Annotated in this window: 23 protein-coding genes and 1 riboswitch; of the genes, 17 read left to right on the forward strand and 6 right to left on the reverse strand. The window is 73.8% G+C overall.

Annotation, left to right across the window (positions count from 1 at the left end; all coding sequences use genetic code 11):
- Window positions 1-520 precede the first annotated feature (520 nt).
- On the reverse strand, window positions 521-1,465 hold the full coding sequence (locus tag ABD993_RS08890) for a manganese catalase family protein (RefSeq protein ID WP_345414593.1): 945 nt from the start codon (window positions 1,463-1,465) through the stop codon (window positions 521-523).
- 279 nt (window positions 1,466-1,744) lie between these two features.
- Between ABD993_RS08890 and ABD993_RS08895 the strand changes: the two genes are divergently transcribed.
- From ABD993_RS08895 to ABD993_RS08930, 9 genes are all read left to right on the forward strand, one after another.
- Window positions 1,745-1,948 (forward strand): cold-shock protein, encoded by a 204-nt coding sequence (locus tag ABD993_RS08895; protein WP_345414594.1) that lies wholly within the window; start codon window positions 1,745-1,747, stop codon window positions 1,946-1,948.
- A gap of 279 nt (window positions 1,949-2,227) precedes the next feature.
- Window positions 2,228-2,320, forward strand: a riboswitch (SAM riboswitch).
- A 6-nt stretch (window positions 2,321-2,326) separates the two neighbouring features.
- Window positions 2,327-2,395: a putative leader peptide gene (locus ABD993_RS36650; RefSeq protein WP_425568924.1), complete on the forward strand. Its 69-nt coding sequence runs from the start codon at window positions 2,327-2,329 to the stop codon at window positions 2,393-2,395.
- 45 nt (window positions 2,396-2,440) lie between these two features.
- Complete coding sequence (locus ABD993_RS08900; RefSeq protein WP_425568922.1) at window positions 2,441-2,782, forward strand: hypothetical protein; 342 nt, start codon at window positions 2,441-2,443, stop codon at window positions 2,780-2,782.
- Between the two features lie 1,005 nt (window positions 2,783-3,787).
- On the forward strand, window positions 3,788-5,185 hold the full coding sequence (locus ABD993_RS08905; RefSeq protein ID WP_345414596.1) for an ABC transporter substrate-binding protein: 1,398 nt from the start codon (window positions 3,788-3,790) through the stop codon (window positions 5,183-5,185).
- Window position 5,186: 1 nt separating this feature from the next.
- Window positions 5,187-6,137 carry an ABC transporter permease gene (locus ABD993_RS08910; RefSeq protein ID WP_345414598.1) on the forward strand — a complete coding sequence of 317 codons (951 nt, stop codon included), beginning with the start codon at window positions 5,187-5,189 and terminating at the stop codon, window positions 6,135-6,137.
- Window positions 6,134-7,045 carry an ABC transporter permease gene (locus ABD993_RS08915; RefSeq protein ID WP_345414600.1) on the forward strand — a complete coding sequence of 304 codons (912 nt, stop codon included), beginning with the start codon at window positions 6,134-6,136 and terminating at the stop codon, window positions 7,043-7,045. The genes ABD993_RS08910 and ABD993_RS08915 overlap by 4 nt, the downstream gene beginning before the upstream one ends.
- Window positions 7,042-8,673 carry a dipeptide ABC transporter ATP-binding protein gene (locus ABD993_RS08920; RefSeq protein WP_345414602.1) on the forward strand — a complete coding sequence of 544 codons (1,632 nt, stop codon included), beginning with the start codon at window positions 7,042-7,044 and terminating at the stop codon, window positions 8,671-8,673. The genes ABD993_RS08915 and ABD993_RS08920 overlap by 4 nt, the downstream gene beginning before the upstream one ends.
- Window positions 8,673-9,797, forward strand: a complete 1,125-nt coding sequence (locus ABD993_RS08925) for an LLM class flavin-dependent oxidoreductase (RefSeq protein WP_345414604.1) — start codon at window positions 8,673-8,675, stop codon at window positions 9,795-9,797. Before ABD993_RS08920 ends, ABD993_RS08925 begins: the two co-directional genes overlap by 1 nt.
- 277 nt (window positions 9,798-10,074) lie before the next feature.
- A complete protein-coding gene (locus ABD993_RS08930) occupies window positions 10,075-10,809 on the forward strand; it encodes a glycoside hydrolase family 16 protein (protein WP_345414606.1) in 735 nt (244 codons plus the stop codon).
- Window positions 10,810-10,959: 150 nt separating this feature from the next.
- Here ABD993_RS08930 and ABD993_RS08935 read toward each other — a convergent pair whose 3' ends face one another.
- Entirely contained in the window at window positions 10,960-11,934 is a 975-nt protein-coding gene (locus tag ABD993_RS08935) for an iron-siderophore ABC transporter substrate-binding protein (RefSeq protein WP_345414607.1), read from the reverse strand.
- A 351-nt stretch (window positions 11,935-12,285) separates the two neighbouring features.
- Here ABD993_RS08935 and ABD993_RS08940 point away from each other — a divergent pair, with 351 nt between their 5' ends.
- Entirely contained in the window at window positions 12,286-13,041 is a 756-nt protein-coding gene (locus ABD993_RS08940) for a hypothetical protein (RefSeq protein ID WP_345414609.1), read from the forward strand.
- Entirely contained in the window at window positions 13,038-14,579 is a 1,542-nt protein-coding gene (locus ABD993_RS08945) for a long-chain-fatty-acid--CoA ligase (protein WP_345414611.1), read from the forward strand. Before ABD993_RS08940 ends, ABD993_RS08945 begins: the two co-directional genes overlap by 4 nt.
- A gap of 60 nt (window positions 14,580-14,639) precedes the next feature.
- On the opposite strand, the gene ABD993_RS08950 is transcribed toward ABD993_RS08945, so the two are convergent.
- On the reverse strand, window positions 14,640-15,731 hold the full coding sequence (locus ABD993_RS08950) for an LLM class flavin-dependent oxidoreductase (protein WP_345414613.1): 1,092 nt from the start codon (window positions 15,729-15,731) through the stop codon (window positions 14,640-14,642).
- 106 nt (window positions 15,732-15,837) lie between these two features.
- On the opposite strand from ABD993_RS08950, the gene ABD993_RS08955 reads away from it, so the two are divergent.
- Both ABD993_RS08955 and ABD993_RS08960 read left to right on the forward strand, forming a co-directional pair.
- The gene (locus ABD993_RS08955) at window positions 15,838-17,460 is read left to right on the forward strand and encodes a PucR family transcriptional regulator (RefSeq protein WP_345414615.1); all 1,623 of its coding nucleotides are present in this window, start codon (window positions 15,838-15,840) and stop codon (window positions 17,458-17,460) included.
- A 28-nt stretch (window positions 17,461-17,488) separates the two neighbouring features.
- Window positions 17,489-18,106 carry a TetR/AcrR family transcriptional regulator gene (locus ABD993_RS08960; RefSeq protein WP_345414617.1) on the forward strand — a complete coding sequence of 206 codons (618 nt, stop codon included), beginning with the start codon at window positions 17,489-17,491 and terminating at the stop codon, window positions 18,104-18,106.
- Here the strand turns inward: ABD993_RS08960 and ABD993_RS08965 are convergent.
- The 3 genes from ABD993_RS08965 to ABD993_RS08975 all read right to left on the reverse strand — a co-directional run bounded on the left by ABD993_RS08965 (window position 18,103) and on the right by ABD993_RS08975 (window position 21,164).
- A complete protein-coding gene (locus ABD993_RS08965; RefSeq protein ID WP_345414619.1) occupies window positions 18,103-18,903 on the reverse strand; it encodes an alpha/beta fold hydrolase in 801 nt (266 codons plus the stop codon). The genes ABD993_RS08960 and ABD993_RS08965 overlap by 4 nt on opposite strands.
- A complete protein-coding gene (locus tag ABD993_RS08970; protein WP_345414620.1) occupies window positions 18,904-19,899 on the reverse strand; it encodes an LLM class flavin-dependent oxidoreductase in 996 nt (331 codons plus the stop codon). It lies immediately after the preceding gene.
- A 194-nt stretch (window positions 19,900-20,093) separates the two neighbouring features.
- Window positions 20,094-21,164 carry an NADH:flavin oxidoreductase/NADH oxidase gene (locus tag ABD993_RS08975; protein ID WP_345414621.1) on the reverse strand — a complete coding sequence of 357 codons (1,071 nt, stop codon included), beginning with the start codon at window positions 21,162-21,164 and terminating at the stop codon, window positions 20,094-20,096.
- A gap of 101 nt (window positions 21,165-21,265) precedes the next feature.
- On the opposite strand from ABD993_RS08975, the gene ABD993_RS08980 reads away from it, so the two are divergent.
- The 4 genes from ABD993_RS08980 to ABD993_RS08995 all read left to right on the forward strand — a co-directional run bounded on the left by ABD993_RS08980 (window position 21,266) and on the right by ABD993_RS08995 (window position 24,452).
- Window positions 21,266-21,967, forward strand: coding sequence for a response regulator (locus ABD993_RS08980; RefSeq protein ID WP_345414623.1), 702 nt, complete (start codon window positions 21,266-21,268; stop codon window positions 21,965-21,967).
- Window positions 21,968-22,150: 183 nt separating this feature from the next.
- On the forward strand, window positions 22,151-23,026 hold the full coding sequence (locus tag ABD993_RS08985) for an alpha/beta fold hydrolase (protein ID WP_345414625.1): 876 nt from the start codon (window positions 22,151-22,153) through the stop codon (window positions 23,024-23,026).
- A gap of 50 nt (window positions 23,027-23,076) precedes the next feature.
- The gene (locus tag ABD993_RS08990; protein ID WP_345414627.1) at window positions 23,077-23,361 is read left to right on the forward strand and encodes a DUF3040 domain-containing protein; all 285 of its coding nucleotides are present in this window, start codon (window positions 23,077-23,079) and stop codon (window positions 23,359-23,361) included.
- Window positions 23,362-23,492: 131 nt separating this feature from the next.
- Window positions 23,493-24,452: a PDR/VanB family oxidoreductase gene (locus ABD993_RS08995; protein ID WP_345414629.1), complete on the forward strand. Its 960-nt coding sequence runs from the start codon at window positions 23,493-23,495 to the stop codon at window positions 24,450-24,452.
- The last annotated feature ends 23 nt before the right edge of the window (window positions 24,453-24,475 follow it).

Genomic DNA, 24,475 nt, shown 5'->3' on the forward strand with positions numbered 1-24,475 from the left:
GACGGACGACCTGCCGCTGCGGGCCCTGGCACTCCGCCGACGGCGGGCGGTTCGCCTCGTAGGCGAGTTCGAGGAGGGCCGGGTGCCCGCGCCCGGGTCCGGGACGGCGCGCTGGTCACCCACACCTCTCGGAGGACCGATGTCCCGCCTCATCCGCGCCCTCGGAGTGGCCACCGCGGCCTATGCCGCGGCCACCCTCGTCAGGCCCGTCCTGCTCACCCGCCCCACCGGGCTGGGCGAGTCTCCCCGCACCGACCTGCTGACCCGCGCGGTCGGGGTGCGCGACCTCGCCTCGGGCGCCGCGATCGCGCTCGCCCCGTCCCGCTCGGCGCTGCAGCTCGCGCTCGCGGCGCGGATCGCCTCCGACCTGGGCGACGCCGTCGCCTTCGGGCTGGCCGATCTGCCCGCCGACGCGAAGCGCAAGACCCTCGTCGTCGCCCAGGGGTGGGCCGCGCTGAACGGCGCGGCCCTCGCCGCGGCGCGTCGGGCCCGACCGGGATCCGGCCGGGCCCGACGACGGTCAGCTCCCCGCGGGGCGGTCCGCGTCGGCGAGCTCGAGCTCGGCGGTCTGCTGCACGAGCTCGAGCAGCCCGGCGTCCAGACCCGGCGCGAACTCCTCCGGGCGCTCGACGGCGATGTCCATCGGGAATCCCTTCGGCATCTGCTCGGTGCGGAGCGTCCCACCCCCGACGGCGGCCGGTGCCTCACCGCGGAAGATCTTCCCGGCCTCGGACAGGTCGTCGAGGCTGAACGTGTACTGCGTGAGGTGCAGCCCCTGCTCCAGCAGGGTCTTCACCTCCGGGAACCGCTCGGCGTCGGTCTTCGGGATCGGCAGGGTCCTCCCCCAGTCGATGCCCAGGCTCTCCAGCGCCTTCGCGTAGGCGTTCTCGTGTGCCTGGTCGCGCACGATCAGGTACGCGAGCGTGGCCCGCGCGGTCTTGTTCGCGGTCATCTCGTAGATCCGGCACTTCTGCAGCCTGCCGGTCGACTCGAGCATCAGGTTGTACAGCAGGTCGAGGACCAGGTTCCCGCTGTTGTAGACGTACGAGCCCGACCACGGGTTGCCCGCGGAGTCGACGGGCAGGGCGCCCTGGGCGCCGACCAGGTAGTGGTGGATGTTGCCCATGCTCAGGGCGTCGGCCAGCGGGGTGGCGCCGCCCTTGCCGGGCTCGTCCACCGGCTTGGTCGCCGAGCCCTTGTAGCGGGGCGAGCCGTCGGTCAGCCGGGCGATCGTGGTGCCGATCAGCTCGACATGGCTGATCTCCTCCGTGCCGATGCCCTGCAGCAGGTCGCGGTACGGCTTCGCGGTCGCGCCGCGGAAGTTCATGCTCTGGAACAGGTACTGCATCATCGTGCGCATCTCGCCGAACTGTCCGCCCAGACCCTCCTGGAGGGCGTTGGCGGCGGCCGGGTCCGGCTCGTCGGGGACGATCTCGTTGATCAGGCGCTGCACGTGCAGGTACATGGGAATCCTGTCGGTCGACTGGTGTGTCGCGCGGGGATCCGCCGGGGTCTGAAGCGAACGACGTGACGCGGGGCGGATACCCGGCCCTGTCGGGCTCATGCCCGGACGGGCTATGCTGGTTCCAGGTCGTTCAGTTTCGGTGCTCGTGTACGCACGCCGCAGGAACAGTTGGCGGTGAGTCGTACCGGGTCCCCCAGGGGACACGTGCACGTATCGCCTCCAGGGCCGGCCGGGTCCGCACACAGGGTGCGGGTCTAACCACCTGAGAGGGAGACACACATGGCACAGGGAACTGTGAAGTGGTTCAACGGCGAGAAGGGCTTCGGCTTCATCGCGCAGGACGGTGGCGGGGCTGACGTCTTCGTCCACTACTCCGAGATCGACGCCAGCGGCTTCCGCAGCCTGGACGAGGGCCAGCGCGTGGAGTTCGAGATCGGCCAGGGCCAGAAGGGCCCGCAGGCCCAGGGCGTCCGGATCATCTGATCCGACACCAGGACAGGGCCCGTTCCCCCTCGGGGGGACGGGCCCTGTCCGCGTTCCGGGCCGGGCGCAGGCCCGGGGACGCGGGCCGAGGGCGAGGGGGAACCACGACGCCGTGCTCGGTCCGGTCCTTTGCGGAGCGGAACCGCGAACGGTTTCGGCTGGTGGGAGTGTCGGAAAGGTGTCCGGACAGCACACGGCGGCCTGGGTCACAGTCCTCACCCCGATGATTGACGTCGGCCGGGTCGGGCGACATACAGTGCAGGGGATCCCTCGGGGATCACACCATTGAGAGCGGCCGAGAGACCTGGCTCGACGACGCCGCAGCAACCCCCCGTCCGCGGGTGCGGGTGCTAAGGCCGGGTGCGATGGAGGCGGGGAATGTTCGTCGGGGTGCAGCGCCGACACGTGGATCTCCTGCGGACGGCGAGCGCGGGCTGTCGGGCCTGACGAGGTCTCGTCCCGTCCCTTCTCCCGCAGGAGTGGTGTGCCCTCATGGCCCCCTTCCACCTCGGCGTCGCGCTCGACGGCGCCGGCTGGCACCCGGCCGCGTGGCGTGAGCCCGGCGCCCGGCCCGATCTGCTCTTCACCGCCCGCTACCGGGCGGCGCCGGCCCGCGCGGCCGAGCGCGGTCTGCTCGACCTGGTCACGATCGACGACGGCCTCGGCCTCGCCACTCTGGACCACGACAGCCTCGGCCGGGCAGGCTGGCGCGTGCAGACCTCCGCCCGCGCGGACGAGGCCACCCCGGATGTACACGATCGACTTCTCGGGTCGGTCCTTCACGGTCCGCGGACCGGCCATAGTCCGGCGGCCGCGCCGCCTGGAACGTCGTGACCAGCTCGGACGCCGACACCGGGGAGAACTTCCGGGGCGGCGGGCTCCTCGCCCACTCCGGGCGGTACGAACGGGCGGGGGAGACCCTCGACGCCGTCCGGGCGCTGTGGGACTCCTGGGGTTCCGACGCCGTCGTCGCCGACCCGGCGACCGGCCGCTTCCTGTGGGACGGGAAGGCGCGGGTGGCGAAGGTCGGCCGCGATCTCGAGCAGGTCGAGATGCCGCCCTCGGCGGCGGTGATCCTCGGCGACACCGAGGCCGAGGCGCGGGACCGGCCCCGGGACGTCCGCAGCCGCCAGGTCGATCCGTTCACCGCGGTCGTGCCGGCCGAGATGGTGTGGAACCGCGACCTGTCCGCGGTCGACCCGGACGGACCCGTCCCCGACCCTCGCTCCGACCCCCGAGGCCCCGGAGTGGATCCGCGGGCGGGCCCCGCCGACCCAGGACGGGCACGCCACCGCCGAGGGCCCGGCGGGCGATCGGGCGCGAGCACGGGTGGTCGCTGCGCGAGGTCGTCACGCACGTGTTCGACCGCGCGGTGTCCGTCGGCACGCCGTCCCGGGTGGCCGCCGAGATCGACCGTTACGTGCAGCAACGCGCCGTCGACGGGTACATCCTCGGCTCCCACGCCAGCCCCGTCGGGCTGGACGAGGTGGTGGCGAAGGTGATCCCGGAGCTGCGGGATCGCGGGCGCCTTCCGCACCGCTCCGCCTCCGGACCGGCACCCGATCCCCGCGATCGGCCGCCCGGCCGGTCCCCCTTCGAAGGAACGAGACCGATGACCGCACGACCACGCCGGGCACTCCTGCCCGGCTGCCCGCCCTGCTCACCACCGCCGCGCTGGCGCTCGCGGGCTGCGGCTCGAGCGGAGCCGCCGGAGGGTCCGTCGATGCCGGCCCGCCGCAGCCCGGCGGCACCCTGCGCGTCGCCGTCGGCAGCGACGCGGGCTGCGTCGACCCGCAGCAGGTCGGCAGCAACGACACGATCTACTCGGTCCGCCAGCTCGTGGACTCGCTCACCGACCAGGACCCCCGGAGCGGGGAGCTCAAGCCCTGGCTCGCCACCTCCTGGACGACTTCGCCGGACGCGACGAGCTACACCTTCACCCTGCGCGAGGGCGTGACCTTCTCGGACGGCACCCCGCTGGACGCGAACGCGGTCAAGGCCAACTTCGACCGCGTCCCGCAGCTCGGCGTCCGCGGCACTCTGCCCAAGGGCTACCTGGCCGGGTACGCGGGCACGACCGTCGAGAGCCCGACGCGGTTCACCGTGTCCTTCACCCAGCCCAACGTGCAGTTCCTGCAGGGCACCTCCACGCACAGCCTCGGCATCCTCGCCCCGGCGAGCGTCTCGAAGTCGGACGACGAGCGGTGCGCGGGCGTGGTCGGCTCCGGCCCGTTCACGCTGCAGAGCTACACGCAGAACGCCTCGATCACCCTGGCCAAGCGGCCCGGCTACACCTGGGGCTCGTCGCTGTGGGCGCACGAGGGCGAGGCCTACCTGGACTCGGTCGAGTTCCGGATCGTGCCCGAGTCCGGGGTGCGCACCGGCAGCCTGCAGTCCGGTGAGGTCGACCTGATCGGCAGCATCGGCCAGCAGGACGAGGCCCCGCTGACCGGGGCGGGCGCGCAGCTGCTGGCCCGCTCCAACCCGGGGATCACCTTCGGGATCGGGCTCAACCAGAGCAAGCCCGTGGCGAACGACCCGGCCGTCCGGCAGGCGTTGAGCCTGGCGATCAACCGGCAGGAGATCGTGGCGGGCGTCTTCCCGTCGCAGACGCTGCCCGCCACCAGCGTGCTGGCCTCGACCACGCCGTCCTACGCGGACGAGTCGGCTGTGCTGACGTTCGACCCGGAGAAGGCGAAGTCGCTGCTCGACGCCGCGGGCTGGGTGCCGGGGCCGGACGGGATCCGGGCCAAGGGCGGTCAGCCGCTCACCCTGCCGATCTCCTTCGCGACCGTGGCCGCCACCAACAAGCCGGCGCTGGAGCTGATCCAGCAGCAGGCCCGGGTGGTCGGCATCGACGTCCGGGTGCAGGAGTACCCGATCTCGCAGACCCCCCAGATCCAGGCGAGCGGCGACTTCACGTCCTTCTGGTTCAACATCACCCGCGCGGACCCGGACATCCTGCGCAGCTCCTTCTCGACGGCCGGGTCCAACTTCTACCGGATTCCCCAGACCCCGCTGGAGCCGCTGCTGGCCGGGCAGGCCGCCGAGCCGGACCCCGCGAAGCGCACCGCGCTCGTCGAGCAGGCGCAGGAGCAGCTCGTGAAGCAGGGGTTCTTCGTGCCCGTCGTCGAGCTGACCTCGGTGCTCGCCGCGGGCGCGACGACGCACGGCGTCGCGTTCGACGCGTCCTCCCGGATCCAGCTGCACGACGCCTGGAAGTCGGACGTGAGCTGACGTGCTCGGCTACCTGCTCCGCCGCCTCGGCACCGCGGTCGCGGTGCTGTGGGCGGCGTACACGGCCGGCTTCGTCGTGCTGTGGCTGCTGCCCGGCGACCCGATCAGCACCATGGCGAGCGGCGGGCTGGACGGCGAGCCGCTCACCCCGGCGGCGATCGAGGCGCTGAAGGCGCGGTACGGCTTCGACCAGCCGCTGATCGTGCAGTACGGCACGCGGCTGTGGGCGGCGGTGCAGGGTGACCTGGGCGCGTCGATCCAGACGGGCCGCCCGGTCGGGTCCGCGATCGCCGAGGCGCTGCCGCCGACGATCCAGATCGCGCTCGGCGGCCTGCTCGTGGCGGTGGTGCTCGGCACCGGGACCGCCGTGGCGGCGACCTCCACGCGCCTGCGCTGGCTGCGGCAGCTGCTGATGGCGCTGCCGTCGCTGGCCGTGTCGCTGCCGGTCTTCTGGGTCGGCCTGATGCTCGTGCAGATCTTCTCGTTCGGGCTCGGCGTGCTGCCCTCGGTGGGCGCCGGCGGGTTCTCGGCGCTGGTCCTGCCGTCGGTCACCCTCGGGCTGCCGATGGGAGCGCTGGTGGCGCAGGTGCTGGCCAAGAGCCTGACCACCGCGCTGGACGAGCCGTACGTGCAGACCGCGCGGGCCAAGGGCGTCGGGCGGGGCGCGATCCACCTGCGGCACGCGCTGCAGAACGCCGCGATCCCCGCGCTGACCGTGCTCGGCTACGTCGCCGGGAACCTCCTCGCCGGGACCGTGGTGGTGGAGACCGTGTTCACCCGACCCGGCCTGGGGCGGCTGACCGTGCAGGCGGTGGGCGTGCAGGACATCCCGATGGTCCAGGGGATCGTGCTGTTCGCGTCGCTCGTGTTCGTCGGGGTCAACCTGCTGGTGGACCTCGTCTACCCGGTCCTCGACCCGAGGATCGCGAGGGGGGTGCCTGCAGCGGCATGACCGAACTTCTGATCAGGTCCGACGCCGCCGACCCGGCGCGCCCGGCCGTCGTCCTGCCCGAACCCCCCACCCGCCGCGAGCGCTGGGCCCGGCTGGGCCGTCTCCTCGGGCATCGCCCGGGGCTCGTCGCAGCGATCGTGGTGGTGGTCCTGGTACTGCTCGCCGCGTTCGTCCCGAGCCTGCTCGCGCCCGGGGACCCGAACACCGGCGTCGTGGCGGACAAGCTGCAGGCGCCCAGCGGCGCGCACGTCTTCGGGACCGACTACCTCGGCCGGGACCTCTACACGCGGGTGGTGCACGGCGCCTCGTTGTCGTTGCAGGCCACGTTGATCGCCGTCGTGGTGGCGCTCGTCGCGGGCGGGCTGATCGGGCTGCTCGCGGGGTTCGTCGGCCGCTGGGTGGACGAGGCGCTCATGCGGCTGGTCGACGTCCTGCTGTCCATCCCGGCCATCCTGCTGTCGCTCGCGCTGATCACGGCGCTGGGCTACGGCACCGTCAAGGTCGCGATCGCGGTCGGGATCGCGAGCGTGGCCGGTTTCGCCCGCGTCATGCGGGCCGAGACCATGCGGATCCGGCGGTCGACCTACGTGGAGGCGGCCCGGTCCGTCGGGACGCGGTGGTACGTCTCGCTGTGGCGGCACGTGCTGCCCAACGCCGCGGGGCCGGTGCTCGTGCTCGCGGTGCTGGAGTTCGGGCTGGCCATCCTGGCCGTGTCCTCGCTGTCGTTCCTCGGCTACGGCGCGCCGCCGCCGTCGCCGGAGTGGGGGTCGTTGATCGCGGAGGGCCGCAACTACCTGGCGACGTCGTGGTGGCTGTGCGCCATGCCCGGCCTGACGATCGCCGCGACCGTGCTGTCGGTGAACCGGATCTCCCGGGCGCTCGACGGGGAATGGAGCAGGGCCCGATGAGCGAGCTCGCGAGCGAACCCTCGGCGACGAGCGAGTCGTCGACACTGCTGGAGATCACCGACCTGGCCGTCTCCTACCGGATCGCCGCCGGCCGGATCGACGCCGTGCAGGGCGCCTCGCTGACCGTCGCGCCCGGCGAGGTGGTCGCGGTCGTGGGGGAGTCCGGCTCGGGCAAGTCCACGCTGGCCCAGGCCGTGATCGGGCTGCTGCCGGGCAACGGGGCCGTGTCGGGCGGCAGCATCCGGCTCGGCGGCCGCGAGCTGACCGGCCTGTCCGAGAAGGCCTTCCGCGCGGTGCGCGGGCGCGGGATCGGGCTCGTCCCGCAGGACCCGACGGTCTCGCTGAACCCCGTGCAGCGCATCGGCAGGCAGGTCGGCGAGGCCCTGCGGGTGCACGGTCTGGCGGACCGGCGGACGGCCGCGGTCCGGGCCGTCGAGCTGCTGGCGAAGGCCGGGCTGCCGGAGCCGGAGGCCCGGGCCCGGCAGTACCCGCACGAGCTCTCCGGCGGCATGCGGCAGCGGGTGCTGATCGCGATCGCCACCGCCGCGGACCCGGCGCTGATCATCGCCGACGAGCCCACCAGCGCGTTGGACGCGACCGTGCAGCGGCGGATCCTCGATCACCTGGACACGTTGCGGGACAACGGCACCGCGATGCTGCTGATCACTCACGACCTGGGTGTCGCCGCCGACCGGGCGGACCGGGTCGTGGTGATGTCCGGCGGCCGGATCGTGGAGGCCGGGCCGGTCGCGGAGGTCCTGCGGGCGCCCGCGGACCCGTACACGCGGCGGCTGATCGCGGCGGCACCCGGGCTGTCCGCGCCGGTCACCCCACGCGAGCCGGTGAGCGCGCCGCCGCTGGTGGAGGTCCGCGGCCTGACCAAGGAGTTCCCGCTGGGGCGGCGGCGGACCCTGCGCGCGGTGGACGACGTGTCGTTCACCGTCGCGCGCGGCGAGACCCTCGCGTTGGTCGGGGAGTCCGGCTCGGGCAAGTCCACGACCGCGCGGCTCGTGCTGCGGCTGGCGGACCCGACCGCGGGTGAGGTCCGGTTCGACGGCGTGGACGTGACCGCGCTGAAGGGCGGTCCCTGGCGGGAGCTGCGCCGCCGGGCCCAGCTGATCTACCAGAACCCGTACGCCTCCCTGGACCCCCGGTTCTCGGTCGCGGAGGTGGTCACGGAGCCGTTGCGCGCGTTCGGGATCGGCACCGCCGCGGAGCGCCGGGAACGGGCGGGCGGACTGCTGGAGCGGGTCGCGCTGCCCGCGGCCCTGCTGGACCGGCGGCCCGTCGAGCTCTCGGGCGGGCAGCGCCAGCGCGTCGCGATCGCCCGCGCGCTCGCGCTGAACCCGGACCTGGTCGTGTGCGACGAGCCGGTCTCGGCGCTGGACGTCTCGGTCCAGGCCCAGGTGCTCGAGCTGCTGGACGAGCTGCAGCGCGAGCAGGGCCTGACCTACCTGTTCATCTCACACGACCTCGCCGTCGTGCGGCGGATCGCGCACCGGGTCGGCGTGATGCGCGAGGGGCGGCTGCTGGAGCTGCGGCCCACCGAGGAGCTGTTCACCGACCCGGACCACGAGTACACGCGCGAGCTGCTGGCGGCGATCGCCGGCCGGAGGGTGGACGTCTGATGCGTTTCCAGGTGCTCGACATCGTCCCGCACACCCCGCACCCCGTCACCGGGGAGATCGTCTCGGTCTACGAGCGACTGCGCCGGGTCGTCGAGACCGCCGTGCTGGCCGAGCGGCTCGGCTTCGACTCGTACGCGGTGGGGGAGCGGCACGCGGGCGAGTTCGTCTCGTCCGCCCCGACCGTCCTGCTCGGCGCGCTCGCCCAGGCCACCTCGAGGATCCTGCTGAGCACCGGCGTCACCGTGCTGTCGCTGTTGGACCCGGTCCGGGTCGCCGAGGACTACGCGACGATCGACCAGCTCTCCGGCGGCAGGTTGGAGATCGTCATCGGGAAGGGCAACGAGGACAAGCACTTCCCGCTCTTCGGCCTCGAGCTCGCGAAGCAGTACGACTACCTCACCGAGAACTACGAGCTGCTCCGGCTGCTGCTGCGCGACGGGCCGGTGTCCTGGCGGGGCGCGCACCGTCCGGACCTCGACGGGGTCACCACCCACCCGCGGCCCTTCGACGGCCCGTTCCGGATCTGGCACGGCTCGGCCACCTCGACCACGGCCGTCGACCTCGCCGCGAAGTGGGGCGACCCGATCTTCACCGCGAATGCGTTGCAGCCCAGGGAGAACTACCTGGTGCTGATCGACCGCTACCGCGAGCAGTGCGCGGTGCACGGCCACGAGCCGAACTACGTCGGCTCCGGCTCCGGCGGGCTGTTCCTCGCCGAGACCGACGAGCAGGCGATCGCCGAGTACCGGCCGATCTACGAGTTCATGGCGGCCAAGCTCAACGCCGCGCACGCAGGCGACACCCGGCTCGGCAAGACGATGTCCTTCACCACGATCGAGGACGCGGTGGCCCACGGCCCTGCGCTCGTCGGGACCCCGCAGCGGGTCGCGGAGAAGATCCTGGACTACCACAAGGCCTACCGGCACGACGTGCAGTCGATCTCGGTCAACCCGGTGCTGCCCTACGCGCAGCAGCAGGAGGTGCTGACCCGGTTCGCCGAGGAGGTGATCCCGCTGGTCCAGCGCGAGGTGAGCACGACACTGTGGAGCGACCGGGACCCGGGGCGGGCTAAGGGTTTCACGGCGGGGTTCACGGCGGGGTTCACGGCGGGGTTCACCGCGTGAGCACTCCGCTGTCCGTCCTCTGGTTCCTGCTCACCAGCGGCGACAGCCGTCAGCTCGTCGGGGGCGGGCACGGCGTCGGCACCGGCTGAGGTCGCGGAGAAGATCGCCCGGGTCCGCGCGCTCGCCGCCGCGCGGGGGCGCACCGTGCGGTTCGGGATCCGGCTGCACGTGATCACCCGCGACACCGCGGACCGGCGGATGCGGGCGCGGCCCGGACCGTCCCGTTCGCCGAGCTGCACGGCACCCGCTGACGGGCCCGTTCGCTTATGTTCGGGGCGTGTTCGAGGACACCTTCCGGGGCCCGGAGCTGGACCCGACCGTCTGGACCCCGGCCTACCTGCCCGCGTGGAGCTCGCGGGCCGCGGCCGCCGCGTCCTACGTGCTCGACGACGAGGGGCTGCGGCTGACGATCCCCGCCGACCACCCGGTGTGGTGCCCGGACCTGCACGATCCGCCGCTGCGGGTCTCGGCCGTCCAGTCCGGGAACTGGTCGGGGCCCGTCGGGAGCACCCTGGGGCAACAGCCCTTCCGCGAGGGGCTCCTCGTGCGCGAGGCCCAGCCGGAGTCCCGCGGGTTCGTCCCGCGGTACGGCCGGATCGAGGTGGAGTGCCGGGCCCGGCTCGGCCCGCGGTCGATGTTCTCCGCCTGGATGATCGGCATGGAGGACCGCCCCGAGCGCTGCGGCGAGATCTGTCTCGTCGAGGTCTTCGGGGACGCGCTGGAGCCGGGCACCGCCGCGGTGGGCTGCGGCCTGCACCCCTTCCGGGATCCCGCGCTGCGCGAGGAGTTCTCCGCGGAGCGCAGGGCGCTCGACGTGGCGCGGTGGCACCGGTACGCCGTCGACTGGCGTCCCGACGGCGTCGACTTCTCCCTCGACGGCGAGGTCGTCCGCCGCTCGACCCGCTCGCCCGACTACCCGATGCTGCTGATCCTCGGCCTGTTCGACTTCCCCGACCGCGGCGCCCCGGAGCCGCCGCCGGAACTGGTGGTGCGGCGGGTGACCGGGGCGTGACCCGGCCGCCCGGGGCGTGTTCACGCTGCGGCAGGCCACCGCCATCAGCGACCGCTGGGGTCCTCTCGCGACGGGCCCGACCGTCATCGGATCCCCGGACCGTCCGGACGGGTGGTGCCGACCCTCGCGGACGGCACCACCCGGCGCGGCTCAGTCGGTGGCGTTCGCCGGGTCGCCGTCGAGGGCGGCGGCGAGGCGGGGGGTGGCCAGGTCGATGGCGACCGGCAGCGAGAGCGGGCTGCCGAAGCCGAGGGCGCCGTTGAGCTCGGTGCCGAAGCCGCCGGTGTAGACGACCCGGTTCTGCTGCGCGGCGGGCAGGCTCTGGAAGGTCGGCTGGTTCGCCAGGTCCTCCCGGGTGGCCCCCATGATCACCACGACGTCCGCTTCGAGCTGTCCGTAGGACTCGGGGCCGACCGCCCCGGTGATCGCGGTCGGGGTGAGGCCGAGGTCGGCGTAGAACTTCGCGCGCAGGTCGGTGGGCTCCAGGGCGTAGATCCCCGAGTCGACACCCCACAGCCCGACGGTCACGGTTCGGCCGCGGAACCCGGGGTTCGCGGCGATCGCGTCGGTGAACCTCTGCTCGGCGTCCGCGACGACCCGCGTCGCCTCCGCCTCCCCACCGAGGGCCAGGCCCGTCGTCCGCTGCTGCTCCTGCCAGGTCGCGCCGTCGGCGTCCGGTTGCGCGACGGTCGGGGCGATCGCACTGAGCCGGTCGTAGTCCGCCTGCTCCATGAACGAGTAGACGCCGAGGATCAGGTCCGGGCGCAGGGACGCGACCTTCTCGAAGTCGATCTCGGTGCCGCCGACCTTCTCCGGCGTGGTGCCGCCGAGCGGCGTCCGCGCCCAGCTGCGCCCGTCCGCGTCGAAGTCGCCGAGCACCGCGCGCTCGCCGACCGGCCTCTCGCCGAGGGCGAGCACGAAGTCCGCCTCGTTGAACCCCACGGTGACGATGCGCTGCGGCTTCGCCGGGATCGTCGTGCTGCCGTAGAGGTGGGTGAGGGTGACGGGGTAGGCGCCGTCCGGGGCCGCGGCGGGGGCGGCGGGTTCCTGGGACGGGCTGGAGCAGCCGGTCAACGCCACCACGGCGCTGAGCAGGACGGCCGCGCCGAGGCGGGGGAGTCGCATGGAGTTCCTTTCGTCGACCGCGCGCAGGACGCCGGTCCCGTGCGACGCAAAGGGTAGCCTGGCCTTTCTTAGCCGGGCAATCCGCGAGGTTCATCCCGTTACGCCCGCTTTCATTCGACCCCTGGTGGTTGCCGGATCACCCGGCCGGCCGTGACCGGAGGCGCGAAGGTGCCCCACCATCGGACGGACCGTGATCACTGCGTCACGCTGCGGATGCCCGTGACGGGGTGCCCGGCTCGGCTACGACGGGGCCACGCTGTGGGGCGTCTGGGCGGCGGACCTCGACCACGTGCTCCTCGAGGGGCCACTACACGGCCGAGGAGGCGCCTGCGGAGATCGTCCGGGTGCTCCGTGACCTGCTGGAACGGTGACCGGGGTCCTCACCCGTCCGTGGTGGCGGCGTGGGGGCCGGGTCGGGGGTCCCGGGCGGTCACCCGGATCGCCGGGGACCGGCAGACGTTCCTGTCCGTGGACGGGGACGGCTCCTCCCCGATCGTCGCGGGCGCCTGGACCCCGCTGGTGGACACGATGTGCCGGTGGATGGTCTCGGGGGAGGCCCCGCGGATCGCGCCGGATGTGGCGGCCGTGCCGGTGTACCGGGCGTCGGCGGACGAGTCCCCGTTCGCGGTGAACACCTACGTCGGCACGCCGATCCTGCAGGCGGACGGCTCGCTGTTCGGCTCGGTCCGCGGGTTCGACCCGGAGCGGGGCGCGGACGCGCTCAGCGAGCACGGCCCGCTGCTGGACCTGCTGTCGAGCCTGTCGTCGTCGGTGCTGGAGGCCGACCTGCGGGCGACCGAGACCGCCCGCCAGCTCGAGACCGCGCGCCGGGACTCGGAGACCGACGCGCTCACCGGACTGCTCAACCGCCGCGGCCGGGACCGGTTCGTGGCCCGTGAGGAGGCGGGGTGTCCGGGTCCTTCGGACACGCGCCGTACTCGATCGTCGCCGGCTTCCCCGGGGCCTGGAAGGCGGCCGACGAGGCGATGTACGTGCAGAAGCGGATCCGGCGGGCCGTGCGTCGCTGACGCGCTTTGCAACTGCCCACAAGGGTCGCGGGCGGCGGGCGTGACAGGGCGCGCCCGTCCCGCGACGCTGCTCCCATGACGGACCGCGGCGAGCTGCTCCTCTCCGACTTCCTGGGCCGCGCCCGGCGGCACCATCCGCACCGCGAGATCGTCTGCTACTCCCACGGCGAGGAGGTCCTGCGCTACGACTACGCGGCCTACGCCGAGCGCGTGGCCAGGCTCGCCGGGGCGCTGCGCGGGCTCGGCGTGCGGCCCGGCGACCGGGTCGCGAGCCTGGCCTGGAACCACCACCGGCACCTCGAGATGTACGCCGCGGTGCCGCTGGTCGGGGCGGTGCTGCACACGCTGAACCTGCGCCTGTCGGCCGAGGAGATCGCCTACATCGCGGGGCACGCGGACGACCGGCTGATCGTCGTCGACGCCGACCTGCGCCCCCTGCTCGACGGCGTGGACCCCACGCTCGGCGTGCTCGACTCCGGGGAGGAGTACGAGCGGCTGCTGGTGTCGGCGGAGCCGTACGAGGGCGGACCGGGCGTGGGCGAGGACGATCTCGCGGTGCTCTGCTACACCTCCGGCACGACCGGGCGGCCCAAGGGCGTCGGGTACAGCCACCGCGGCCTCTACCTGCACACCTTCGCCGCCTGCCTCGCCGACGGGCACGCGATCTCCGCCGCGGACACCGTGCTGCACGTGGTCCCGATGTTCCACGCGAACGCCTGGGGCGTGCCCTTCGCCGCGACCCTGTCCGGGGCCGCCCAGGTGCTGCCCGGCCCGCACCCCACCCCGGCGGACATCGCCCGGATCATCGAGCGCGAGCGCGTGACCTACACCGGCATGGTGCCGACGGTCGCGGTCGACCTGCTGCGCCACGTCCGCACCCACGGCGGGGACCTGACCAGCCTGCGGGCGCTCGTCCTGGGCGGGTCGACGCCGTCGCTCGGACTGATCCGGGACCTGGAGGAGGAGCTCGGCGTCCCCGTCTACCAGGGCTGGGGGATGACCGAGCTGTCGCCGATGGCGAGCTTCACCCGCGCCCCGCAGCCGATCGCCGATCCCGAGGAGCGGCGGCGGCGCACCCAGAGCCAGGGCAGGCTGCTGCCGGGTCTGCAGTGGCGGATCGTCGACGAGTCCGGCGCGGAGCTCCCGTGGGACGGCGAGTCGGCGGGGGAGCTGCAGGTCAAGGGGCCGTGGGTGGCCACAGGCTACTACCTGGGCGAGGCCCCCGAGCGGTTCGACGACGGCTGGCTGCTGACCGGGGACGTCGCCGTCATCGACGCGGACGGCTGGATGCGGATCGTGGACCGGGCCAAGGACCTGATCAAGAGCGGCGGCGAGTGGATCAGCTCGCTCGCCCTGGAGCAGGCGCTGCTGGCCGATCCCGCCGTGGCCGAGGCCGCCGTGGTCGCGGTCCCGCACCCGCGCTGGCAGGAACGCCCCCTGGCCCTGGTCGTGCTCCACGGGGAGGCGACGGAGGCGGAGCTCGCCGAGCGGTTGGCCGAGCGGGTCCCGCGCTGGTGGCTGCCCGAGCAGATCGTGCTCGTCGAGTCCCTGCCCCGCACCAGCGTGGGCAAGCTGGACAAGCGCGCCCTCCGCGCGTCGGTACACGTCCCCACCTGACACCCGGGCGGCCCGAGAGCCGCTGGGGACTCTCGGGCCGCTCGAGTGGTGCCGGCGGGCTCAGACCCCCGCGGGTGCCGACACGCCCATCTTCTTGAGCTCCGGCACGACCTGCTCGCCGAACAGCTTCAGGCTGGCCCTCACCTTGTCGAAGGGCAGGCCCGCGAAGGACGGCGCGATCGACGGGTCGTGCGGGCCGAGCACCTCGAGGCGGTGGCGGTACTTCTCGATGCACTGCTCGGGTGTACCGAAGACCTGCGTGTCCGCGTAGCCCGCGGCGGCGGCCTCCATGCCCGCCTCGCGGATCATGTCGGCACCGCTCTGGTAGGCCTCGTAGCCCTTCGTCTCCCGCCAGTGCCTCCCGGCGAAGTCGTAGTGCTTCACCACCGAGAGGAAGTAGCGCGACAGGTACTCGCGGGCCGTCTTCTCGGCCTCCTCGGCGTCCTCGTGGCAGTAGATGAAGTCCTGCGTGTGCACCGGCAGCGGCTCGCGGCCGTGCGCCTCCCGGTAGAGGTCCCGGTACCGGTTGATCGACTCGGCGTGGACCTCCGCCGGGTACTGCATGAACGTCATCATCCGAGCGCCGACGTTCGCGACGGCGGGCACCGAGTCGGGCGACATCGCGACGCCGTAGATCCGGCCGGTCCAGTCGTACGCCGGGTTCGGCCCGGGCCGCACGATCGCCTTCGGCTGCGGGTAGAAGGGTCCGTCGCCCTCGACGTAGCCGTTCTCCAGGCCCGCGACGATCATCGGCGCGGCCTCGTCGAACCGCTGCCGGGACTCGTTCATGTCCACGCCGAACTGCTCGTACTCCATCTTCGCCAGACCGCGGCCCATGCCGAGCAGCACCCGCCCGTTCGACAGGTGGTCCAGCATGATCGCCTTCTCGACCACCCGCAGCGGGTTGTTCCAGGGCAGGATCACCGCGCCGGTGCCCAGCTTGATCCGGCTGGTCCGACCGGCCAGGTAGGTCATCAGCTGGAGGTTGTCCGGGCACATCGAGTAGTCGTCGAAGTGGTGCTCGGCGGCCCAGACGGAGTCGAAGCCGTACTCCTCGGCCAGGACGCCCAGCTCGGCCTCGTGCGTGAACATCTCGCCGTCGGACAGGTTCTCGTGCCAGTTCTGGAACACCAGCAGCACACCGACATCCATGTGGGCGTCCTTCCGTGTCTTCGTCTTGCCCTAACGACTGTTAGGGGGGCAGATTGTGACGGTAGTCGCAGCCGGAACCCCCCACCAACGCTGTCGAGGGAGACCCATGGCGAGTCCTACAACCCCGCCCACGACCCCGCCCACGACCCTGCCCGCGCAGGACGTGGCCGCGGAGTTGGCGCTGGTCCTGCGCGCGGTCCGGGCCGAGCTCGGACCCGTCCGGTGCGCGGTGCACGTCCGCGGCCCGGACGGCGGGCTGGCCCGGGTGGCGACGGCGGGCGAGGCCTGCCGGGAGCGGACGTCGCACAGCTTCACCAGCGCCGCGGTCCCGCTGCTCGTCGAGGGCGAGGTCGCGGGCGTGCTGGAGATCGAGCGCCCCGGCCGGGCGAGCCCCGGCGACCTCCCGGACGACGACGCCGTCGCCGCGGCCCCGTACGCCGCGCTCGCCGAGACCGTCCTCGCCCGGGAACGGGAGGCCGCCCTGGCCGCCCGGCAGCGTCGCGAGCTGGCCGAGGTGGGCCGGGCCCGCACCCTGCAGCGCAGGCTCGCCGCCGCGGTGGCGGCGGGCGCCGAGGGGGACGCCCTGGTCGCGCTGCTCGCCGAGCTGCTCGGCACCGGCGTGGCCTGGCTGGACGCCGCGCTGCACCCGGTGGCCCGGTCCGGGGCGGACGTCGCGTTCCTGCCCGGCACCGCCCCCGTCCGCACCGCACTCGGCGAGCTGGGGCCCGGTCGCGTCTCGCTGGTGCTGCCCCCCGCGCCGGACGCGGGCCTGATGCGCAGGCACCTGGTCGCGGCGCTGGTCGGGGAGGGGGAGGTGTCCGGGTACCTCGACGTCGTCGAGACGGGCAGACGGCTGTGCGGCGCGGACGCCCAGCTCGCGGAGTGGACCGCGGCCGTCCTGGCGCTGCAGTCGCTGTCGGAGTCCTGCCGCGCCGAGGCCGTGGTCCAGGCGCGCGACGACGTGCTGGGGGAGCTGGTCCGCGGCTCCCGGGCACCGGAGGACCTGGACCGGATGGCGGCGCACGTCGGGATCGCGGTGGACCGGCCGCACGTGCTGGTCCGGCTGCCGGTCGCGGCCGGACGGGAGGCCCGCGACCACCGGGCGGCGGTGGCCGCGGCGGTCGGGGAGCTCGTCGGGGACCCGCACGGCCCGGTTCTCGCGATCGCCGAGCCGGACGCGGTGGTGGTCCTGGTCGGTCTGGCGGGCGGCGCGGCCCCGGAGGTCCGGCTGCGGTCGCTGCTGAGCGGCGCGCTCGACCGGGTCGGCCTGCTCACCGGCTGCCCGCGCGCGGTCGTGTCGGGGGTGTGCCGCCGGATCGGCGACTACCCGGCCGCTCACGCGGAGACCCGGGACGCCGAGGCGATCCTCGCCGGGTTCGGCGGCCGGGCGGGCGTCGTGGACGCCGCGGACTTCCGCACCCTGCGGCTGGTGGTCAACGGCGAGCGCACCTCGGTGGCGCTCGCGTTCGCCGTGGGCCTGCTCGACCCGCTGCGCCGCAACGACGCCGAGACCGGGGGCGACCTCACCGAGACGCTGCGGGTCTACCTCGACTCCGGGGCCCAGGTGCGCGCCACGGCCAAGGTGCTGGGGGTGCACGAGAACACCATCCGGTACCGGCTCGGTCGCATCGAGCACGTCGGCGGGCTGGACCTGCGCCACTTCGACGCGCTGCTCGCCGCCCAGCTCGCCCTGCAGATCGACGGCCTGGCGCGGGGTGGCGGGGGCTGAGGCGGACCGGGGTGGTTCGATCACGGGTGTGACCGACGTGGGGCCCGAGGTGCTGGGGCGCGGCCCGACGCGGGCCGGGACCCGGCGGGCCGAGCTGGTGGCCGTCGCGACGCGGCTGTTCCGCGAGCGCGGCTATCACGGCGTCGGCATGCGGGCGATCGCCGAGGCCGCGCACATCCAGGCGGCCTCGCTCTACCACCACTTCGCCGGCAAGGAGGAGCTGCTCCTCGAGTCGATCTACGTGGTCGACCGCGACCTCGTGGTGGACCAGCTGCCGCTCCTGGAGGGCTCAGGGACCCGGCCGGAGCGGCTACAGGAGCTCGTCGAGGGACACGTCCGCCACATCGGCACCAACCGGGACGCCTGGTGGGTCGCGGGCCGCGAGCTGCGTGCGCTGAGCCCTGAACGCTTCGACGAGGTGCAGGTCTACCGCCGCCGCTACCAGCACGCGATCGCGGAGTTCCTGGCCGCGGGCACGGCGGCGGGGGAGTTCGACTGCCCGGACCCGCGGCTGTCCGCGCTGGCCCTGCTGGACATGCTCAACGGGCCCAACGAGTGGTACGAACCGGGCGGCAGGCTCGACATCGACGAGCTCGCCGCCCGGTACGTTGACCTGGCGCTGCGCCTGGTCGGCTGCTGCGCCTAGTCGGCGAGGAACCGCAGCAGCTCGGTCCGATAGGTCTGCGGGTCCTCCAGGAACGGGGCGTGGCCGACCCCGGGGAACTCCACGAGCCGCCCGTCGCGGGTGAGCTCGATGCCGGCCTTCGCCCCGGCGAACGCCACGAACGCGTCGTCCGTGCCGTGCAGCGACAGCACCGGAACGGCGAGGTTCGCGAGGATCTCGCGCTGGTCCAGGTCGATCAGCCCGCGGATGGTGTCCGCGGCCCGCGCACCGGTCTTCATGAACTGCAGCCAGATGGACTCGGTCAGGTCGTCCGACAGCGGCTTGGCCGCCACGGCGCCGGTGACCGCGCGGAAGGTCGCGGCCCGGTCCGCGGCCAGCCCGGCGAGCACGCCCTCGGTGTCCGCGGGGGTGCCGCCGTAGGGCCAGCCCTCCGTGGCGGTGTAGCGCGGGGTCGCGCCGGACGTCAGCACGACGCCGGAGATCGCGTCCCCCAGCTCCGCCGCCGCCGCGACCACGACCGCACCGCCCGCGGACCAGCCGTTGAGCACCGGGCGGTCCAGTCCGAGGTGGCGGACCAGCGCCACGACGTCCGACGCGATCGCCTCCACGGACACGTCGTCGAAGTCCCGGTCGGAACGCCCGCACGCACGGTGGTCGACCAGCGCGACCTCGTGCCCGGCCGCCAGCAGCGCCGTGAGCGTGGTGTCCCAGCACTCGCTGGTCGCGCCCCAGCCGTGCACCAGCACGACCGCTCGCCCACCGGACCCGCGGTGGTGCTCGTAGTAGACGTTCTTGCCGTCGCGCTCCAGGTAGGACATCTACAGCCTCTCTCGGATCCGGGGGATGACCTTGGTCGTGAGGTACTCGATGCGCTCGGAGCCGGAGTCCACCGGTTCGCCGGGCAGCTGGGCCCAGAAGTGCACGTCGCGGATCTGGGGCCGCTCGCGCAGCAGCGCGGTGTACTCGTCGACGGCCGCCCCGGCGTCCATCAGCACGTAGGCGCCCGCGTCGAGGATCTGCTGCGGGTCGGTGAACCGGGGGGTGGCGTCCGGGGGCCCGAAGGCGCCCCAGGAGATGTACTCGTTGAGCTGGTAGAGCGCGTGCTCGCCGATCGCGGCCCAGGTGCGCTCGGGGTCCTCGGCGATGATCGCCCACTGGCCCGCGTAGATCCGCGGGTCCTCGCGGCCGAGCGCGGCGCACTCGTCGAGGTAGGCCTGCTGGTGCGCGTTCTGGGTGGAGAGGAAGCCGTCGGCGATCCGGGCCGCGCGGGCGATCGCGGGCTCCGCCATGGCGCCGACCAGCAGCAACGGCGTCGTCTCCGGCTGCGGGGTGACGGCGAGGCCCTCGGGCAGTGCGTACCGCCTGCCCGCGAAGCCGCTCGCGTCCCCGGCCCAGGCGCGGCGGATGACCTCGACGCCCTCCTCGAGCAGGCTGGGCCGGTTGACCACCCGCTGCCCGAACGCCGCGAACTCCCTCTCCCAGTACCCCTGCCCGACGCCGAGGTCGAACCGGCCGCCGGTGAGCAGCGACAGCGTGGCGGAGTCCTCCGCGAGCCGCACCGGGTCGTGCAGCGGCGAGACGATCAGGTTCGTGCCGATCCGCAGGCGCGAGGTGCGCTGGCCGATCGCCGAGGCGAGGACGAAGGGGGAGGGGCTGTACCCGTCCGGCACGAAGTGGTGCTCGGTGAGCCACACCGAGTCGATCCCCTGCTGCTCGGCCCAGCCGATCTGCTCCAGCAACTCTCGGTAGAACGCGCCGAACGGTCGCTCCCGGTCGGGGTTGCGGAAGTCGTACCAGAGTCCGAAGTCGGTCACCGCGCACCTCCAGGCGAAGAGTGCCCGGAGCCTCCCGAGGGGGTCCGCGCGTGTCACCCTCCACGGCGCCGACCCGCTTGTCGACATCCCCAAACCGTCGACTCCCCCCACCGCGCTGGGCGACCCCAGTGCGGGCGGGTCAACGCGCTGGGCCGAACGGAGTGGTGTTCCTCCACCTGATCGAATGACCGCGATCACGTGGGTCGGCGCCACGCGCCCCGGGTGTACTGGACCGGGTACGGGCCCGGGACACCCAGCTCGTGCGCGGCGCGCTGCGGCCACCCGGGCTCGCGCAGGGCGGCGCGGGCGAGCAGCACCACGTCCGCGGAGCCCTCGTCCAGGATCGCCTGCGCCTGGGCGGGATCGGTGATCAGGCCGACCGCGCCGCTGGGGACGCCCGCCTTCTGCCGCACGTCCCGGGCGAAGGGCACCTGGTAGCCGGGGCCGATGGTGATGGCCTGCCGGGCGTCCAGCCCGCCGGAGCTGACGTCGACCAGGTCGACGCCGTGTCCTGCGAGCAGCGCGGACAGCTCCACGGTCTCCTCGACGGTCCAGCCGCCCTCGACCCAGTCGGCCGCGGACAGCCGCACGAGCAGGGCCTTGTGGTCGGGCAGCGCGGCGCGGACCGCGTCCGCGGCCTCCAGCACGATCCGGATCCGGTTCTCGAACGAGCCCCCGTAGGAGTCCGTGCGCAGGTTGGACAGCGGGGACAGGAACTGGTGCAGCAGGTAGCCGTGCGCGGCGTGCAGCTCGACGACGTCGAACCCGACCGCGTCCGCCCGCCGGGCCGCGTCGGCGAACGCGGTGACGATCTCGGCGATCTCGGGCTGCGCGAGCCCTCGCGGGGTGGCGTAGCCCTGGAACGGGACGTCCGCGGGGCCGACGGCCTCCCAGCCGTCCTCGGCGGGCCCGTCGCCCTCCCACGGGGCGAGCCGCGAGGCCTTGCGGCCGGCGTGCGCGAGCTGGATCGCGGGCACGGCGCCCTCGGCGCGCAGGAAGGCGGTGATCCGGGACCAGGCCGCGGCCTGCTCGTCCGACCAGATGCCCGCGTCCTGCGGCGAGATCCGGCCCTCGGGCGTGACGGCCGCCGCCTCGGTCATGACCAGGCCGAACCCACCCGTCGCGCGGGCGCCGAGGTGAACGAGGTGCCAGTCGGTGGGCACCCCGTCGCGGGCCTCGACCGAGTACTGGCACATCGGGGCGAGCCAGATCCGGTTGCGCGTGGTGACGCCGCGCAGGGTGATCGGGTCGAACAGGGACGGCACGGGCGGGCTCCTTCGCGACGGGGATCTCCCCGGCACAACGGGGCACGCGCGCCCGGCGATGCCCGGAGAGATCGAGAACACGGCTGTGAGTGAATGGGGGCGTGCCCCAGGCCCCGGCGACACCGACCCACGTCCTCGTCGTGGACGACGATCCCGCCATCGCGCGGGCCATGCGGATCAACCTGGTGGCGCAGGGTTACCGGGTCACCGTGGCCGCCGACGGGACCGCGGCGCTGCGGGCGGCCGCCGACCGGCACCCGGACGTCGTCGTGCTGGACCTCGGCCTGCCGGACCTCGACGGCGTCGACGTCATCGCCGGGATCCGGGGCTGGAGCCCGGTCCCGATCCTCGTGCTGTCCGCGCGCACGGACTCGGCCGAGAAGGTCGCGGCGCTCGACGCGGGCGCGGACGACTACGTGACCAAGCCCTTCGGCATGGACGAGCTGCTGGCGCGGCTGCGGGCCGCCGTGCGCCGCGGGACCACCGCCACCGGACCGGCGGAACCGGTGCTGCGGCTGGGCGAGCTCACCGTGGACCTCGGGGCCAAGCGGGTCCTGCGGGGAAGCGAGCCGGTCCACCTCACGCCGACCGAGTGGGGCATCCTCGAGATGCTCGCGGCGCACCGGGGGGCGCTGGTCGGGCAGCGGGAGCTGCTGCGCCGGGTCTGGGGCCCCCAGTACGAGGACAACACGAACTACCTGCGCGTCTACCTCGCCCAGCTGCGTCGCAAGCTGGAGCCCGATCCCGCGCACCCCCGCTACCTGCACACCGAACCGGGCATGGGCTACCGCCTCGACGTCTGATTCCCACCGGATCCCCGCGCCCCGCGCGGCCGGAGCGCCGTCGTCATGGCGGCCACGGGTTCGGCGAGGCGGCACGGGGTCAGCGCGGTGCGGGCCGGACGGCGGCGGGTCCCGGGGATCATCGTCCACGACGCGGTGTGAGGGCCGCGGGGGTCGACCGGGTCGGCGTGCGACGATCGCCGGATGACCGAGTCCGACGCCCCCCGCTGGTTCCTCGAGGCACTGGCCCGGCCCCCGGAGCACCACGACGTGGAGGTCGACGGTGCCCGCGTGCACTACCGCGCGTGGGGGGAGCCGGGGGAGCGCGGGCTGGTCCTCGTGCACGGCGGCGCGGCGAACTCCGGCTGGTGGGACCACATCGCGCCGTTCTTCGCCCGCCGCGGCCGGATCCTGGCGCTCGACCTGTCCGGACACGGTGACAGCGAGCGCCGGTCGACCTACGACCTCGAGACCTGGGCGAAGGAGGTCATGACGGTGGCGGCGGTGGGCGGGATCGGGGGCCCGCCGCTGGTGGCCGGACACAGCATGGGCGGCTTCGTCACCGCGATGGTCGGCGCGCGCCACGGTGCCGAGTGCGACGGCATCGTCATCATCGACTCGCCCCTGCACGTCCAGCCGCCGGAGGAGGAGGGGCTGCGCCGCCCCGAGCCGCGCCCGCGGAAGGTCTACGCCGACCGGGAGGCGATCCTGAGCCGCTTCCGCACCATGCCCGCGCAGGAGGTCATGCTCGAGTACGTCCGCCGCCACATCGCCGAGGAGTCGGTGCGGCGGGTCGAGGGCGGCTGGACGTGGAAGTTCGATCCGGTCCTCTTCGCCGAGCGGAAGCTGCTGCGGGACCTGCTGCCGGACGTCACGTGCCGGGCGGGCTTCCTGCGCTCGGAGTTCGGCCTGGTCCCGGACACCATGGCGGGCGAGATCGACGCGTTGCTCGGGCACCGGGCCCCGATCGTCGACCTGCCCGCGACCGGCCACCACCCGATGCTGGACCAGCCGCTGGTCCTCGTCACGGCGCTGCGGGCACTGCTCCGACAGTGGGCGGTGGACGCCCTCCTCTTGTGAATACTGCGTTTCCGGTGTGTCATCGATATGTCACACACGGAGGGGTGCCGATGCTGAGCAGCGAGGAGCTCGCGCAGCTGCGCGGGATCGAGACGCGACTGGCGATGCAGGACCCGGCCCTCGCCGAGCGGCTGCGCACCGGGCGTCTGCGGCGCCCGGTCGGCAGGCGTCTGGCGCTGGCCGCGCTGCTGCTGGGGGGCCTCGGCCTGCTCGCGGGCATGGCCGCGCTGTCCGGCGCCGCCGTCGTCGGCTCGCTGGTGCTCGCCACCCTCGGCGGCACCGCCTGGCTGTGGTGCAGCGGCACCGCTCCGCGCTCGCTCCCGGGCGCCCGGTAGAGCCGACTCCCCGTCCAGCCGTAACGCCACCGTCACGAGACCGCCTCCGGCCTGCCCGGATGCGGTCGGCGCCACGTTCCCGGGGCGACGTCCGGGCTGTACCGTACGTTGTACGACTACAGGAGGTGCCGGTGACATCGACCGATGTCCGGCCCGCGGTGCTCCCCCCGCGGGCCGACGAGGGTGTGCTCGATCTCGAGGTGATCGAGCTGCGCCGGGAGTCCGACCGCGTGCTCTCGGTGCTGCTCGCCGATCCGGCCCGCAGGCTGCTGCCGGAGTGGGCTCCGGGCGCGCACATCGACCTGGGGCTGCCCGAGCACGTCCGCCAGTACTCCCTGTGCGGGGACCCGGCGGACCGCCGCACCTACCGGATCGCCGTGCTGCGCGAGGACGCCTCGCGCGGCGGCTCGGAGTACGTGCATGCGGTGCTGCGCCCGGGCGAGCGGGTCGAGGTCGGTGGGCCGCGCAACCACTTCCCGCTGGTCCCGGCGGCCGAGTACGTGTTCGTGGCGGGCGGCATCGGGATCACGCCGCTGCTGCCGATGATCGAGGCGGTCCGGGCGGCCGGGCTGTCGTGGCGGCTGCTCTACAGCGGCCGGTCGCGGGGGTCGATGGCGTTCCTCGACCGGCTCGGCACCGACGAGCGGATCGACATCCGCGGTGGCCGCTTCGACCTGGTCGCCGCGCTCGGTCTGCCGCGCGCGGGCGTCGCCGTCTACTGCTGCGGACCCGCCCCGCTGATCGAGGCGATGGAGCACGCCTGCGCCGACTGGCCCGCCGGGACGCTCCACGTCGAGCGGTTCGCCGCCACAGCCCGCGACACGACCGACGACGTGCCGTTCGACGTCGTCGCGCAGCGGAGCGGCGTCCGGGTCACCGTCCCCGCGGGGGAGAGTGCGCTCGACGTGCTCGAGGCCGCGGGCGTCGAGCTGCCGAACGCCTGCCGCGAAGGGATCTGCGGCAGCTGCGAGACCCCCGTCCTCGCCGGGCTCCCCGAGCACCGCGACGAGCTGACCGAACCGGACGCCGTGGACCGGGTCATGCCGTGCGTCTCCCGCGCCCGCACCCCCGAGCTCGTGCTCGACGCCTGATCCGCTCCCCATCCCGAGAGGCC

The organism is Pseudonocardia xishanensis (genome assembly GCF_039541715.1).
Lineage (GTDB): Bacteria > Actinomycetota > Actinomycetes > Mycobacteriales > Pseudonocardiaceae > Pseudonocardia > Pseudonocardia xishanensis.

Coding starts and splice junctions, on each gene's coding strand:
- ABD993_RS08955 (WP_345414615.1), top strand. CDS start 15,838: ATGGCGAGTCCTACAACCCCGCCCACGACCCCGCCCACGACCCTGCCC.
- ABD993_RS08990 (WP_345414627.1), top strand. CDS start 23,077: ATGCTGAGCAGCGAGGAGCTCGCGCAGCTGCGCGGGATCGAGACGCGA.
- ABD993_RS08950 (WP_345414613.1), bottom strand. CDS start 15,731: ATGGATGTCGGTGTGCTGCTGGTGTTCCAGAACTGGCACGAGAACCTG.
- ABD993_RS08920 (WP_345414602.1), top strand. CDS start 7,042: ATGAGCGAGCTCGCGAGCGAACCCTCGGCGACGAGCGAGTCGTCGACA.
- ABD993_RS08925 (WP_345414604.1), top strand. CDS start 8,673: ATGCGTTTCCAGGTGCTCGACATCGTCCCGCACACCCCGCACCCCGTC.
- ABD993_RS08890 (WP_345414593.1), bottom strand. CDS start 1,465: ATGTACCTGCACGTGCAGCGCCTGATCAACGAGATCGTCCCCGACGAG.
- ABD993_RS08965 (WP_345414619.1), bottom strand. CDS start 18,903: ATGTCCTACCTGGAGCGCGACGGCAAGAACGTCTACTACGAGCACCAC.
- ABD993_RS08895 (WP_345414594.1), top strand. CDS start 1,745: ATGGCACAGGGAACTGTGAAGTGGTTCAACGGCGAGAAGGGCTTCGGC.
- ABD993_RS08915 (WP_345414600.1), top strand. CDS start 6,134: ATGACCGAACTTCTGATCAGGTCCGACGCCGCCGACCCGGCGCGCCCG.
- ABD993_RS08900 (WP_425568922.1), top strand. CDS start 2,441: ATGGCCCCCTTCCACCTCGGCGTCGCGCTCGACGGCGCCGGCTGGCAC.
- ABD993_RS08945 (WP_345414611.1), top strand. CDS start 13,038: ATGACGGACCGCGGCGAGCTGCTCCTCTCCGACTTCCTGGGCCGCGCC.
- ABD993_RS08935 (WP_345414607.1), bottom strand. CDS start 11,934: ATGCGACTCCCCCGCCTCGGCGCGGCCGTCCTGCTCAGCGCCGTGGTG.
- ABD993_RS08985 (WP_345414625.1), top strand. CDS start 22,151: ATGACCGAGTCCGACGCCCCCCGCTGGTTCCTCGAGGCACTGGCCCGG.